12 protein-coding genes are annotated in these 13818 nt (G+C 71.8%); 3 read left to right on the top strand and 9 right to left on the bottom strand.

Going from position 1 to position 13818, the window contains the following annotated elements:
• Positions 1-39 precede the first annotated feature (39 nt).
• The 3 genes from ABZ851_RS11740 (at position 40) to ABZ851_RS11730 (ending at position 2675) form a co-directional block, all read left to right on the top strand.
• Positions 40-456, top strand: coding sequence for a DUF2795 domain-containing protein (locus ABZ851_RS11740; RefSeq protein ID WP_088801286.1), 417 nt, complete (start codon positions 40-42; stop codon positions 454-456).
• A 119-nt stretch (positions 457-575) separates the two neighbouring features.
• Positions 576-1058: a DUF5709 domain-containing protein gene (locus tag ABZ851_RS11735; protein WP_361125100.1), complete on the top strand. Its 483-nt coding sequence runs from the start codon at positions 576-578 to the stop codon at positions 1056-1058.
• 309 nt (positions 1059-1367) lie between these two features.
• Positions 1368-2675, top strand: coding sequence for an NAD(P)/FAD-dependent oxidoreductase (locus tag ABZ851_RS11730; RefSeq protein WP_361126195.1), 1308 nt, complete (start codon positions 1368-1370; stop codon positions 2673-2675).
• 32 nt (positions 2676-2707) lie between these two features.
• Here ABZ851_RS11730 and ABZ851_RS11725 read toward each other — a convergent pair whose 3' ends face one another.
• The 9 genes from ABZ851_RS11725 to ABZ851_RS11685 form a co-directional block, all read right to left on the bottom strand.
• The gene (locus tag ABZ851_RS11725) at positions 2708-3118 is read right to left on the bottom strand and encodes an Asp23/Gls24 family envelope stress response protein (protein ID WP_336049154.1); all 411 of its coding nucleotides are present in this window, start codon (positions 3116-3118) and stop codon (positions 2708-2710) included.
• A gap of 227 nt (positions 3119-3345) precedes the next feature.
• Entirely contained in the window at positions 3346-3714 is a 369-nt protein-coding gene (locus tag ABZ851_RS11720) for a hypothetical protein (protein ID WP_361125098.1), read from the bottom strand.
• A gap of 11 nt (positions 3715-3725) precedes the next feature.
• Positions 3726-5432, bottom strand: a complete 1707-nt coding sequence (ctaD, locus tag ABZ851_RS11715) for a cytochrome c oxidase subunit I (protein WP_361126192.1) — start codon at positions 5430-5432, stop codon at positions 3726-3728.
• 387 nt (positions 5433-5819) lie between these two features.
• Positions 5820-6194: a DUF2267 domain-containing protein gene (locus tag ABZ851_RS11710; protein WP_361125096.1), complete on the bottom strand. Its 375-nt coding sequence runs from the start codon at positions 6192-6194 to the stop codon at positions 5820-5822.
• A 198-nt stretch (positions 6195-6392) separates the two neighbouring features.
• Positions 6393-7514, bottom strand: coding sequence for an NADH:flavin oxidoreductase (locus ABZ851_RS11705; protein ID WP_361125094.1), 1122 nt, complete (start codon positions 7512-7514; stop codon positions 6393-6395).
• Between the two features lie 190 nt (positions 7515-7704).
• Entirely contained in the window at positions 7705-8391 is a 687-nt protein-coding gene (locus tag ABZ851_RS11700) for a DUF5825 family protein (protein ID WP_361125092.1), read from the bottom strand.
• Positions 8392-8454: 63 nt separating this feature from the next.
• A complete protein-coding gene (locus ABZ851_RS11695) occupies positions 8455-10383 on the bottom strand; it encodes a RiPP maturation radical SAM C-methyltransferase (protein WP_361125090.1) in 1929 nt (642 codons plus the stop codon).
• 267 nt (positions 10384-10650) lie between these two features.
• Positions 10651-12498 carry an alpha/beta fold hydrolase gene (locus ABZ851_RS11690; RefSeq protein WP_361125088.1) on the bottom strand — a complete coding sequence of 616 codons (1848 nt, stop codon included), beginning with the start codon at positions 12496-12498 and terminating at the stop codon, positions 10651-10653.
• Complete coding sequence (locus ABZ851_RS11685; protein ID WP_361125086.1) at positions 12495-13766, bottom strand: MFS transporter; 1272 nt, start codon at positions 13764-13766, stop codon at positions 12495-12497. The genes ABZ851_RS11690 and ABZ851_RS11685 overlap by 4 nt, the downstream gene beginning before the upstream one ends.
• Positions 13767-13818: the final 52 nt, after the last annotated feature.

The following is a 13818-nucleotide window of genomic DNA, read 5'->3' as shown; positions in this document are numbered from 1 at the left end:
CGCGTCGGGTCTGTACGACTCGTAGAGCCGGAGGCACCCATGGTCATGGAACACGGCACGGACAAGACCGGCCCCGCCCGGGATGACGTGATGAAGAAGCAACTGCGGGGGCAATTGACGGCGGAGCGCTCCCTGCGGACCGATGAGGAGCACGAACTCCAGCCGGCGGGAGAGGACCAGCCGGTGGCGGCCTGGTCCCCCGAGAGCGACTTCAGGGGCGGCACGCCGAGCGGGATGAGCGAGCGGGATGTCGGGCTGCGTTCCGAACTCGCCCAGCACCTCGGACGGAGCCTGTATCCGGCCGACAAGTACGCGATCATCGAGACCCTGCGGCGGAACAACGCTCCGGACCGGCTGGTCGCGATGGCCGAGCGGCTGCCCGCACACGAGCGGTTCGGCAATGTGCAGAGCATCGCCGAGGCCGTCGGCATCGCGACGGAACACCGGCGCGCCTGAGGCGGGCGGGAGCGTGCCTCCTGGCGCTGCCGCCGGACGCCAGGAGGCGGACAATCGGTTGTACACGCACCTGCCGCACCCCGCGGCCGGTCCGGAGAAGGCGGAGAAGGAGGGCGGTTATGTCCGACGACGCAATGGGCGACGAGGTCTATCAGCCGCCCAGGTCCGACCCCCAGGACAACCCCAACGACCTCGACATGGAGGACGCCCTGGACGAGCCGGATCTCGACGAGACGCTGGACACGGGGTATTCGCCCCCGGAGCGGCCCTTCGTGGTGAACCACGAGGGGACCACCGCGCGGGAGCTGCACGACCGCGAGACGCTCGACCACCGGCTGGCCGTGGAGGTTCCGGACGTCCGCGCGCCCGACGGCGACGGCATCGGCGATCTCCCGGGCGGGGTGGGGGAACCCACGGACGTCGAATGCGGCGAGGAGCGGGCCGGCCGGCTCGTGGGCTCCGACGAGGGATTCTGGCGCGGGGGCAGCAATGACATCGCCGCGCGGGACGTCGGGATCGACGGCGGCGCCGCGTCGGCGGAGGAGGCGGCGGTGCATATCGCGCGGGACAATGCGGGGGACGGGGAGCGGGAGAGCGGCTGACTGCCCGCGGGGATTCCTTTCCGGTGGCCCGCAGGCATTCGTTTCCGGTGGCCCGCAGGCATTCGCTTCCGGTGGCCCGCGGGGATGCCTGTCCGGCGGGCCGTGGGGATCGCTTTCCGGCCGAACGGCGGAGCGCCACGACACCACCATGTGTATCCGGCCGCTCACCGGTTAGCCGACAGGGCACCACACCCTCGGTGTGCCTGCGCGGGCCGTCCGTCACACCGGACCGCGACCGCCGCGCCCGGCCCGGCGCTGGAGCACCCCTCGACCGCAGGAGTCCACGTGAACCGACGTCGTCCTCGGATCGTGATCGTCGGAGCCGGCTTCGCCGGGTTCGAATGTGCCCGTACGCTCTCCCGGCTGGCCAGGGGGGCCGCCGAGATCGTGCTCCTCAACCCCCATGACTACTTTCTGTACGTTCCGCTGCTGCCGGAAGTGGCGGCCGGAATTCTCGAACCCCGCCGGATCGCGGTATCGCTCACCGGGAACCTGCCGGGCACCCGGCTCGTCCTCGGGCAGGCCCACGACGTGGACCTCGATGCCCGCCAGGTGCGCTACACCGGCCCCGAGGGCGGGAAGGGCGCGCTGTCCTACGACCGGCTGGTCCTGACGGTCGGCAGCGTCAACAAGCTGCTGCCCGTCCCCGGCGTCGCCGAGCACGCCCACGGCTTCCGCGGTATGCCCGAAGCGCTGTACCTGCGCGACCACATCACCCGCCAGATCGAACTGGCCGGTGCGTCCGAGGACCCGGCCGAGCGGTCCGCCAGGACCACCTTCGTGGTGGTGGGTGCCGGATACACCGGCACCGAAGTCGCCGCCCACGGAGTGCTGTTCAGCGCCGACCTGGCCCGGCAGAACACCGGGCTGAAGGACGGTCCACGCCCCCGCTGGCTGCTGCTGGACGTCGCCGACCGGCTGCTGCCCGGACTCGACGAACGGCTGTCGCACACCGCCGACCGGGTCCTGCGCTCCCGTGGCGTCGATGTCCGCACCCGTACCTCCGTCAAGGAGGCCACCGCCGACGGGGTGCTGCTCGACGACGGCGAGTTCATCCACAGCCGTTCCCTGATCTGGTGTGTGGGCGTACGGCCCGATCCGCTGGTCGACTCGTTGGGGCTGCCCACCGACAAGGGGCGCCTGTGCGTGGACAAGTTCCTGGGCGTGCCCGGCCGGCCGGAGGTGTTCGCCTGCGGTGACGCGGCGGCCGTGCCGGACCTGACGCGCCCCGGCGAGGTGACGCCGATGACCGCCCAGCACGCCCAGCGGCAGGGCAAGGTCGCGGCGCACAATGTCGCGGCGTCCTGCGGCCGGGGTTCACCGCGCGCGTATCAGCACCATGACCTGGGGTTCATGGTCGACCTGGGCGGTGTACAGGCCGCGGCGAACCCCCTGCACCTGCCGATCTCCGGCCCGCTCGCCGCGGCCGTCACCCGCGGCTATCACCTGATGGCGATGCCGGGGAACCGGGTCCGGGTGGCCGCCGACTGGTTCCTGGACGCCGTGCTGCCGCGCACCGGCGTTCAGCTGGGTCTGCTCAACTCCTGGTCGGTACCGCTGGACACGGAAGCCCCCGAACTGCCGCGCCTGCCGGGAGACGAGTCCGCCGGGACGTAGGGAGCCTGCGCGGAGGGGGCTTTCCAGGGGAGCTACTGCACCCTTTCCTCTTCCTCCTCCTCGGGGAGCCACACATCGCTCACCGCGATATTGACCTCCACGACCTGGAGACCGGTCATCCCCTCGACCGCGGAGATCACGTTCTGGCGCACGGCTCTGCCCACCTCGGGGATGACCTCGCCGTAATCGACGACGATGTCCAGGTCGACCGCGGCCTGTTTCTCGCCGACTTCGACCTTGACGCCGTGCACGGTGGTCGTGCCCCCGCCGGGTACGCGTTTGCGCAGGGCTCCCACCGATCTCGAAAATCCGCTGCCGAGGGCATGAACCCCGTCGGATTCAGCGGCTGCCAGATAGGCGATTTTGGCGACCACACCGTCGGCGATGGTCGTCCGCCCCAGGTTCCCGGTGTTCCGCGCCCCGCGCTCTGCGGATTCGGTCATCGCGCCTCACCTCTTCGCTCCATCGAGGGGAAGTCTTCGGACCCTCTCTTCACGCTATGGCCGTACGGGTGACGCTGCCTCCCGAAGCGGGGCGGGACGGCTGCGGGCAGGCAGGGGCACCCCGGCCTCCGCCCCGGCAGCATCCCGCCCTTTGCCGGTCCGGCAAGGAGTTTTTCCCGCTTGCGGGCCTTCGGCGGGCCCCCGGTACCTCACGCGGCCGGCGCCGCTCAGCAGGCGGCCAGCACCAGGACATTCACCAGCACCAGGGCGGCCAGCACGGCCAGCGCGGCCGCCAGGACACGGCGTTTGAGGCAGTCGTAGCGCTGCTGGTACTCCCGGCGGAGCTGGAGCGCCCGGCCGGCGATACGGGTGACGGCCCGCTGCGAGAGATCGAGCTGCCGGAGGGCCAAGAGGCGCACCAGCTCCTGCCGTTGGGCCGTGGTCGGCCAGTCGAGGGCGTCGACGAAGGCTTCGGCGTCGGCGCGGGCGCGGTCGGTCTCCGCCTGCCACAGCAGGTATCCCTCGATGTCGGCGATACCGGCCCGGACGGTACGGCTGTCCGGCGTGCGGCTGTCCGGCGTGCTGTGGTCGGTCATGGCGTACCCCCTCAGCGCGGTTCGTCCCCCGAAGGGCGGCCGGTGCGGCCCGGCACTCCTGGTGCGTCCACGTCGCGCCGCGCGCCCTTCCTGGCGTCTTCCAGGGCGGCGACGTCGGGGTGGTGCAGGTCGAAGGCCGGGGACTCGGAGCGGACCCGGGGCAGCGTGGTGAAGTTGTGGCGCGGCGGCGGGCAGGAGGTGGCCCACTCCAGGGAGCGGCCGAAGCCCCACGGGTCGTCGGCCGCTTGCTTCGGCGCGTACTTGGCCGTTTTCCAGACGTTGTAGAGGAATGGCAGTACCGAGAGGCCCAGCAGGAACGCGCCGATGCTGGAGAGCGTGTTCAGTGTGGTGAAGCCATCGGACGCCAGATAGTCCGCGTAACGGCGCGGCATGCCTTCGACACCCAGCCAGTGCTGGATGAGAAAGGTGAGATGGAAACCGATGAACAGGGTCCAGAAGTGGATTTTGCCGAGCCGTTCGTCGAGCATTCTGCCGGTGAACTTGGGCCACCAGAAGTAGAAGCCGGCGAACATCGCGAAGACCACGGTGCCGAACACGGTGTAGTGGAAGTGAGCCACGACGAAGTACGAGTCGGAGACGTGGAAGTCCATCGGCGGTGAGGCCAGCAGAACGCCGGTCAGGCCGCCGAAGAGAAAGGTCACCAGGAACCCGATCGACCAGAGCATGGGGGTCTCGAAGGACAGCGAGCCGTGCCACATCGTGCCGACCCAGTTGAAGAACTTCACCCCGGTCGGGACCGCGATGAGGAAGGACATGAAGGAGAAGAACGGCAGAAGTACCGCGCCGGTCACGAACATGTGGTGCGCCCAGACCGTGACCGACAGCCCCGCGATGGTGATCGTCGCCGCGATCAGTCCGATGTAGCCGAAGATGGGCTTACGGCTGAAGACGGGGAAGATCTCGGTGACGATGCCGAAGAACGGCAGCGCGATGATGTACACCTCGGGGTGACCGAAGAACCAGAAGAGGTGCTGCCACAACAAGGAGCCCCCGTTCGCGGCGTCGAAGACGTGCGCACCGAATTTCCGGTCCGCCTCCAGCACCAGCAGCGCGGCGGCCAGCACGGGAAAGGCGAGCAGCACCAGCACGGCCGTCAGCAGGATGTTCCAGGTGAAGATCGGCATCCGGAACATCGTCATGCCCGGCGCGCGCATACAGATGATCGTCGTGATGAAGTTGACCGACCCCAGGATGGTGCCGAAACCGGAGAAGGCCAGGCCCATCACCCACAGGTCGCCGCCGGTTCCCGGGGTGTGGAGCGGGCCGGACAGCGGGGTGTAGGCCGTCCAGCCGAAATCGGCGGCGCCGTCCGGTGTGATGAAGCCGCTCACGGCGATCAGGGAGCCGAACAGGTAGAGCCAGTAGGCGAACATATTGAGCCGCGGGAAGGCCACATCGGGCGCGCCGATCTGCAGCGGCATGATCCAGTTCGCGAATCCGGCGAAGAGCGGCGTCGCGAACATCAGCAGCATGACGGTGCCGTGCATCGTGAAGGCCTGGTTGAACTGCTCGTTCGAGAGGATCTGCAGCCCCGGGCGGGCGAGCTCCGCCCGGAGGGCGAGCGCCAGAACCCCGCCGAGCATGAAGAACCCGAACGACGTGCCCAGATAGAGCGTGCCGATCGTCTTGTGGTCGGTGGTCGTCAGCCAGTCCACCACCACGCGTCCGGCATTCCGCCGCCGCTTGACCGGTTGCAGGGATTCCGTCTGCTGAACGGCTGTCACGGTCCGCACTCCTCATCGCCCGCGGTCGCCCCCCTGCCGGGCTGACGGTACAGACACCTCGGAACACGCCAAAGAGGCTCGCCGTCGCAGCCCATCAGTCACATGAAGGGGGCAGCGCGGGGCGGCGGCATCGGCGCGGCTCGTCCGCTCCTGTGCGGTCAGGTGGCGAGCGGCGTCGCGGGGGCCTGGGCCATGACGGAGAAGCGGACCGTCCCGGCGGCGCAGGGCCCGGCCGAGGGAGGGGGCCGCGGTCATGTCACCGTCAAACCCGTTCACTGCCCGATACAGGAACCACCGCCGGCCGGTCCGTCAGCCGGACCGGCCGGCGAACGCCCCGTCAGCCGGCGTGTCAGCCGCCCGTCAGCCGGTCTCCACCAACTGCACATACTTCTTGCCGAGTTGCGACATGGCGTGGCCGAACTCCTTCTCCGAAATGGCCTCGTGCAGCGTGCCGAGCACCGCACGCAGGCCGCGCCCGGCTTCCGGCCGGGTCAGGCCGGTGCGCTCACGCACCCTGCGGATCGACTCGTCCGGCCCGAAGGTCTCCGTCTCACCGCTCCCCCGCTGGAGCGAGCCACGCAGGGACTCGGGAAGTTCGAGGGCCAGGTCACGGACTTCGCCGTCGCTGAGCCGAACGCCGAGCGTCTCCAGAGTCGCACGGGTGAGATCGGCCGCTTCCTGCCGCGAGAGTCCCGCCCGAACGGCCACCAGCTGGAAGAACTCCTTGTCGTCCATGCGAGCCTCCACATCGGATTCGAGGGGTGGGCGAGGGAGGCCACCTCACTCACCACCTTGCCACGGCCGCATCCCACGTGCGAGGCGCCGCGAGGCCACCCCTCGCGGGCGGCGGGTCACCCAGCGTCGCGGGACACCTGCTGCGACCGAAGGGTCACCGGTGGTGCCAGGTGGGCACCGCCCCCGCACCGCGCCGCGTCAGCTCAGCGTCCGCAGCATCGAGGCCTGGAACGGCTGGAGTTCGCCGGTGCGGCCCTCGAAGATCTTGGCCGCCCACTCCGGGTCACCGAGCAGGGCCCGCCCGACGGCCACGAGGTCGAACTCGTCGCGCTCCATCCGGTCCAGCAGCCGGTCGATACCGGTGACGCCGGCCTGTTCGGCCCGGAACGTCCCGATGAACTCGTTGTCGAGTCCGACGGAGCCGACGCTGACCGTCGGCCTGCCGGAGAGCTTCTTGACCCATCCGGCGAGGTTGAGGTCCGAGTCCTCGTACTCCGGCAGCCAGTAGCGGCGCGTCGAGCAGTGGAAGGCGCTGACCCCGGCGTCGCTGAGCGGACCGACGATCTCCTGGAGCTCGTCCGGTGTCTCGGCGAGACGTGCCTGGTAGTTGCCCATCTTCCACTGCGACATCCGGAAGAGGACCGGGAAGTGCGGCGACACCGCAGCCCGGCAGGCCGCCACGATCTCGGCCGCGAAGCGCGTACGGGCACGGAGGCTGCCGCCGTACGCGTCGGTGCGGTGGTTGGTGGCCGACCACAGGAACTGGTCGATCAGGTAGCCGTGCGCACCGTGCAGCTCGACGCCGTCGAAGCCCAGGCGTTCGGCCGCTGCGGCCGCGTCGGCGAACGCCGCGATGACGTCGTCGAGGTCCTGCTGGGTCATGGCGTGACCGGACGGGGAGCCGTCGAGGGCGAGGCCGGACGGCCCGGAGGGCGGGGCGTCCGGGAACGGCGGCGCGCCCGCCGCGCGGGCCATGCCGACGTGCCACAGCTGCGGCATGATCGTCCCGCCCGCCGCATGCACCGCCCGGACGACACGCTCCCAGCCGGCGAGGGCGTCCTCGCCGTGGAAGCGCGGCACGGCCCCGCTGGTCCCGGCGGCCGGGTGATCGACGTAGGTACCCTCGGTGATGATCAGCCCGGTGCCGCCGGCGGCCCGGCGCGCGTAGTAGTCCGCGACATCGGCACCCGGGACTCCGCCCGGCGAGAACTCGCGGGTCATCGGCGCCATGGCTATCCGGTTGGGCACGGTGAGGCCGCCCAGGGTGAAGGGGCGGGAGAGCACCTGGGCCGCGCGGGCGGCGGAATCGCTGGAATGCACGTGTGGGCTCCTGAGACGAGAAGGCGGTCGCGGAGCGCCGCGGGTGGACGCTCCGCTGTGCACCAACACGCGAGAACGGAGCCGTCATCCGTTTTCGGCTGTCGTCTGCGCCACAGTGCCCGTCCGCTTGCGCCGACAGGGGCCGGCCGTGCTCGGCCCGCTCCGGCCGGGGTGGGCCGCGCCGGAGTCCTCAGATCGCCATCGCCTCCTGGATCCACCGGTTCACCCGGTACGGCAGCCACCACAGCAGCGGCCCGGTGCGGGAGACCAGGCGCTCCTCCAGGAAGTCGGCGGCGATCCCCGCGGGTACGGCCGACAGCGGTGCGCCGTAGGACAGTTGGCCGATCGCCTCCCGGTAGCCGGGCTCGTCCGTGGTGAAGCGGCGCAGGTGGCCCCATCGGCGGTCGCGGATCTGGACGAAGCCGGGGCCCTGCCGCCACACGCACTTGCAGAGGTAGTGCTCGCCGCGCCACCCGGAGAGCGCGGCCGCCTCGTCGGCGGGCCCGCTGAGGGTTTGGGGCGGCTGGAGGTGGCAGAGCTCGCGCCAGCCGTCGGCGGGCCCGTCCGGCAGGCGCAGCTGCCACTGGACGAATACGGCACGTGCCGTCAGATCACGGACCAGGCACAGCTGCCGGACCGCGTGCGCGGCGGCGTCGGGAGCCGCACCGGGGTCGTCGACGGCGGCCAGGTCGATCTCCTCGGCGAGCCGCACCCGCCGTACCCCCAGCTCCCACAGCCGGGCGGCATGCTTCTCCGGCGGTCCGGCCAGGTCGAGTTCGCCCAGACTCATGCCGGGCAGGGTGCAGGCATCCTCGTCGTAGTCCCGCCAGGCGGCGAGCGTCAGTGCCCGGGGGGCGGGGGTGGTGGTGCAGGTCATGGATGTCTCCTCGTGGGCCGGACGGCGGCGGGGCTTTGAAGACCGGCCCCAGAAGGTGTCTCCCTAGGCGTGGACGACGTCCCGGGGTGTCTGCGGCGTCTCGTGGTGGGCGGGCGCGGCGTGGCGGTGGCGCATGAAGTCGAGGCGCAGCAGGTCCTCGTTGACGGCGGCCGGCGCCAGGTGGACGTACTGTCCGCCGTCGGTGAAGACCAGCCCGAGCGTCACCCAGCGCTGGAGGAGGGTGTGCACGGCGGCCGCGTCGAGCCGCTGTCCGGGCAGCCGTGCGGCGAGCTTGCGGGTCAGTGCGGCGGGGGCGTGCGGCTGGTCGAGCAGCTTGAAGGCCGCGATCTCCAGGGGATCGGTGAGCTCCATGACCCCCCAGCCGAAGGCGCGTCTGCGGCTGACCAGCACGATGCGGTCACCGAGGTCGGTGTGGGTGAGCCTGCTGTCCGCGTGGTGTTTGCGCCAGGCGGCCAGCGCGTCGTTGAGGGCGGTGACGATGGGCTCCCCGATGCCGCGTTCGGGGGCCTCGAAGACGTAGGCCAGGTCGTACAGTTCGGACTCGGGCAGGTCGTAGGTGAAGCGGTAGTGCTTCTCGGGCCGCAGACCGGTGAAGCCGAGTTCGGGCCGGTTGAAGTACGGGCTGAAGCGTTCGATGGCGATGCGCGCGGAGAGGTCGACCGGCGGGTCGAGGTGTTCCAGCGCGGGCAGTTGGGCGATCACCGGCTCGTAGTCGGCGGCGCTCTCGCCGGGGAAGCCGTGGAGGTAGTTCCAGCAGACGGAGAGCCCGGTCTCGGCTCCGTCGCGCAGCATACGGACGTTCTGGCAGCCGCTCACGCCCTTGTCCATCAGGTCGAGCACCCGGCTGTTGAGACTTTCGATGCCAGGCTGGACGTAGATCATTCCGGCGTCGGCGAGGGTGCGCAGCTGGGTCCGGCGCATATTGGCCTTGATCTCGATGTGCAGGCGCAGGTCGTAGCCGCTGTCGATGATGCGGGGCAGGACGGTGTTGAGGTAGCCCATGTCGAGGATGTTGTCGACCACGTACATGTCCAGCACACGGTGACGGCGCGCCAGGTCCATGATCTCTTCGTAGAAGGTCTCCGGGCTCTTGCTGCGGAACTGCATGAAGGAGCCGTTGAGGCCGCAGAAGGTGCAGTGGTGTTTCTCCCCCCACCAGCAGCCGCGGGCGCCCTCGACGACGAGTTTGGGCTCCACCCAGTTGCGGGCCACGGAGGACGCCAGCCGCTCGAAGTAGCCGGTGTAGTCGGGCGGCAGGATGGTGGCGGGCGGCAGCGGGCTGGTGCTCATCGGGTTGGCGGTGCTGGTGCCGTCGGGGCTGCGGTGGCACAGCCCGGGGACGGCGGACAGGTCGCCGCCCTCGTCGAGGGCGGTGAGCAGCTGGGGGAAGACGGCTTCGCCCTCGCCGCGGACCACGTAGTCCAGGAAGGGGAAGTTGCGGTGGCCGGCCGCGCCCTGTTCGGCGTCGCAGTTGGCGCCGCCCATGACGGTCTTGATGTGCGGGGCGAGGCGTTTGACGTACTTGGCGGCGGCGAGCGCGGCGGTGTTCTGCTGGAAGGTGGAGGTGAAGCCGACGACGTCGGGGCCCGCCGCGACGATCCGCTCGGCTGTCTCCTGGACGAACTCCGGTACCACGCGGTGCAGTTCCTGGGACATTTGCAGCCGTTCCTCGCGCAGCTTGCCGTGCATCGAGGCGCGGAACTCCGGTACCCGCCACTCGGGATCGTCATAGAGCGCGGAGGAGAACACCCAGTCGCCGCATCCCATGAAGTAGGAGGAGAGCGCATAGAACTGGTAGTCGTCCGCGGTGAACTCGGTACGCCGGGTGATCCAGTCGGTGAACTCCAGGTTGGCGTGCAGGACATCGGCGTGACCGGAGGTGCGTTCGTCGACGCTGCGCCGGAGGATTCCGAGTGCGAGGGACGGGAGGTCGATCGGTGACCAGGGCATGTTGACCAGCAGGACGCGCATGTCGGCTCCTCGTAGGCGGCGGGGTGGGAGGGGAGGTGGCCGGGCGGCCGGCCGGTGACGTGCGGCGGTCCGGCCGGCCCGGCGGTGTACCGGGCCGGCCGGGGAGGGTCAGTCCTCCTCGGTTTCCTCGGCGTTGCGGAACGGGACGGTCACCGTGATGCCGATGCTCGGCTTGCGGTTCTCCTCGTCACCCGCGAGCGGGTCGTTGTGGATGATGTCCTTCTGCATGGCTGTGTCTCCTGTTCTGCCGGATGGCGGGAACGGTTCTCACGCTTCCCGGGGCGCCGGACGGGCCGGTGCTCCCGGAGACCCCGTCCGCTGTGGGACGGGGGGTTCGGTGGGCCGCGGGGTGCGGCGCAGATGCCGGCCGAGGAAGCCCATGGCGTGTCGCAGGGCGGCCACGTGGTGCGTGCCGGTGTAACCGTCGTGGCCGGTGTCCAGCCAGCGGGACTCGTGTGCGACACCGGCCCGGTGCAGGGCGGCCAGGTAGCTCCGGACCTGGCCGGGCGGGCATTTGGCGTCGCGGGTGGCGGCGATCACCAGCAGCGGGGCACGGACCTCGGCCGCGTAGTGGACGGGCGAGCTGCGCGCGTAGCGTTCTGGCACGGCGTCGGGGGTGCCGCCGAACAGCCGCTCGTCCAGGGCACGCAGTGCGGGGGTGCCGAAGCGGTGGGCCGCGGCGCAGTCGGCGACCGGTTTGACGGCGACGCCCGCCTGCCAGAGGTCCGGCCGGGTGCCGAGCGCGAGCAGGGTCAGGTAGCCGCCCCAGGAGGTGCCCCACAGGCCGATCGCGTCCTCGCGGGCCAGGCCGCGGCGGAGCAGGTCGGCCCGGACCGCGACGAGGTCGGCGACCTGGGTGAGCCCCACCCCCTCGCCGTACGCGGCGCGCCAGGCTGGCCCGTAGCCGGTGGAGCCGCGGTAGTTGACCCGCGCGACGGCGAACCCGGAGGCGATCAGCGAGTGCACCTGCGGGTCGTAGGCGTCGCGGTCGTGGTCGGCGGGTCCGCCGTGTATCAGGAACACCAGCGGGGGCCGCGCGCCGCGGGTCGGTTCCGGTTCGCCGAGCAGGGTGTGCACGGGGCCGTCCTGGCCGGGGGTCCACAGGTCACGGTGCCGGCCGGGTCCGGGGGCCGGCAGGGCGGGGAGCGCGGGCAGCCGGGTGCCGGCGGTGGAGCCCATCCGCGGCGGGGTGGCCGTATCGGTCCAGAGGTAGTGCACGTCATCGCGCGAGTGCGGGACGGCGTCGAGCAGGGTGCCGGGCGGGGTGGGCACCGGGCTCAGGGTGCGCCGCTCCAGGTCGGCGGTGGTGAGGGCGGAGCGGCCGTGGCGGTCGTGGCGGATGAGGACCCGTCGTCCTTCGGGGTACCAGCGTGCGGTGATCTCGGTGTCGAAGCGGCACCAGCTGTGCGGCCGCAGTCCGGCGCCGGGCCGCCAACTGGCCAGGTGGTAGCCGTCGTTGTCCTCCTGGACCAGCAGGAGTTCGGTGGTGGCGGGGGTCGGCGCGAAGCCGAGCGCCCACAGCCGGCCACGCCGTCCGGAGAGCTGGTCGAGGACCGCTCCGGAACAGGTCACGAGGGTGACCGCACGGTCGGCTCCGGCCGCCCCCGACAGCGCCAGGAGCCCGCCCGACGGCGAGATGCCGGTCAGCAGCGCAGGGCCGTCGACGGTGCGCACCGGCCGGGCCGGGCCGCCCGGTGTGCCGAGGTGGACGGTCATCGAGCGGCCGTCGCCGAGGCCGAGGGCCACGGTGCCGGCGTCGCTGAGAGCGAGGCCGCACGGGAGCCCCGGGCGCAGGCCGGTCAGGCCGGGGTGCCGCGGTCCGCCCTCGAAGTCCTGGAAGTACCAGAGCCCCTGGCCGCCGCGGTCCTCGGTGAACCACCACACCCGGGCATCGGCGTCGAGGGCGCAGTGCACCGTGCCCTCCGGGCTGTCGGTGACCTGGCGTGCGGTGCCGGTGGCGGCGTTCCAGGTGAAGATCTCGCAGCGGCCGTCGGCGTCCGCGGCCAGGGCCATCCGTGCCGGGTCGCGCGGGCAGACCTCGGGGAGCGCCGGCCGGTAGACCCGGAAACCGGTGCCGGGCTGCGGTGCGGCGGTACCTGCCGCGGTGGCGGTCATACGGTCTCCTCCTTCGTCCCGCGGGGGAGGCTCGATGCCCCGCGGGTCGCGTACAGCGCGAGCACGGTCAGCAGCACCGCACAGCCCAGGAGGGTCGCTCCGGCCCCGGCGCGGCCGGCCGCCAGCCCGGCGAGGGCCGGGGCCAGGGCCGCCGCCGCGCCCGACGCGGTGGCCAGCACGGTGCCGGTGCGGGCCTGCAGTCCGGGCGGGGTGATCCGTATGATCCGGGCCTGCAGCGCCACGGTGGCCGGCGGCGTCAGGAAACAGAGGAGTCCGAGGAGGAGTCCGAACTGCCAGGCCTCGCGGGCCACCGCCAGGGCCGCGGCGGGCGGCACCATCAGCCAGGACACCGCCACCAGCACCGTAGCCGCCGCGTGCCGGCCGGCCAGTCGCGGTGCGGCCAGCGCACCGGCCAGGCCGGCCGCCCCGGACAGCGCGAGGACCAGGCCCAGCGGAGCCGCGCCCCGGCCGTGGTCCTGGAGGGCGAAGACCGTCGTGTAATACAGCGCGACGAGCAGGGCGTTGACGGCCGAGATCCAGACGAGCGCCAGTCGCAGGACGGGCTCCCGGCGCAGCAGCCCCACCCCCGCCCCGGCCTCGGCGAGCAGCGCCCGCCGGGGCCGGCGCGGCGTACCGTCCGGCGACCGCTGCTCCGGCCGCGGGGACAGACCCGAGCGCATGGCGCGGATGCCGCCCGCCGCGACGACGTACGACAGGGCGTCCACGAGGAACGGCAGCCACGCGCCGGCGGCGAAGAGCAGTCCGCCCAGTGCGGGCCCGACGACGAGGGCTCCCCGCTCCCCCGCCTGTAATCGGGCCAGCACCCGCCGGTGCTCCTCCGGGGGACACACCAGCGCCACGGTGCCCAGCGACGCCGCCTCGTAGCAGGCGGTCGCGCACCGTTCGACGAGTACGGCGGCCAGCAGAACGGCCAACGGGACCCGGCCCGCGGCGACTGCCGCGGTGACCCCGGCCATCGCCGCGGCGGACACCAGCGCGGCGCCCACCATCACCCGCTTACGGGCCCCGCGGTCGGCGGGCACAGCGGCGAGCGGGCCGAGGACCAGCGTGGCGACCGCGAAGAGCCCGGCGAGGGCGCCGACTTCGGCGGGCGAACGCCCCAGCCGCAACAGCAGCAACGGCAGAACGAACCCGGACACCTGGCTGCCGAGGGCGTCACAGGTGCCCGCCCACCAGAACAGCCGGACGTCGCGGCGGGCGTGCGGCAGAGGGGCGGCGGGGGCCGGCGCCGGCGCGGAGTGCGTCATCAGGGACGGCCCGCGGCCGGTCTCGTGGCGGTGCGGGCGGTGCGGGCGGTGC

The sequence above is a fragment of the Streptomyces sp. NPDC047049 genome, assembly GCF_040643995.1.
Lineage (GTDB): Bacteria > Actinomycetota > Actinomycetes > Streptomycetales > Streptomycetaceae > Streptomyces > Streptomyces mooreae.
Note: the sequence above shows the minus strand (reverse complement) of the source record. Positions and strands in the feature narration are given on the sequence as shown.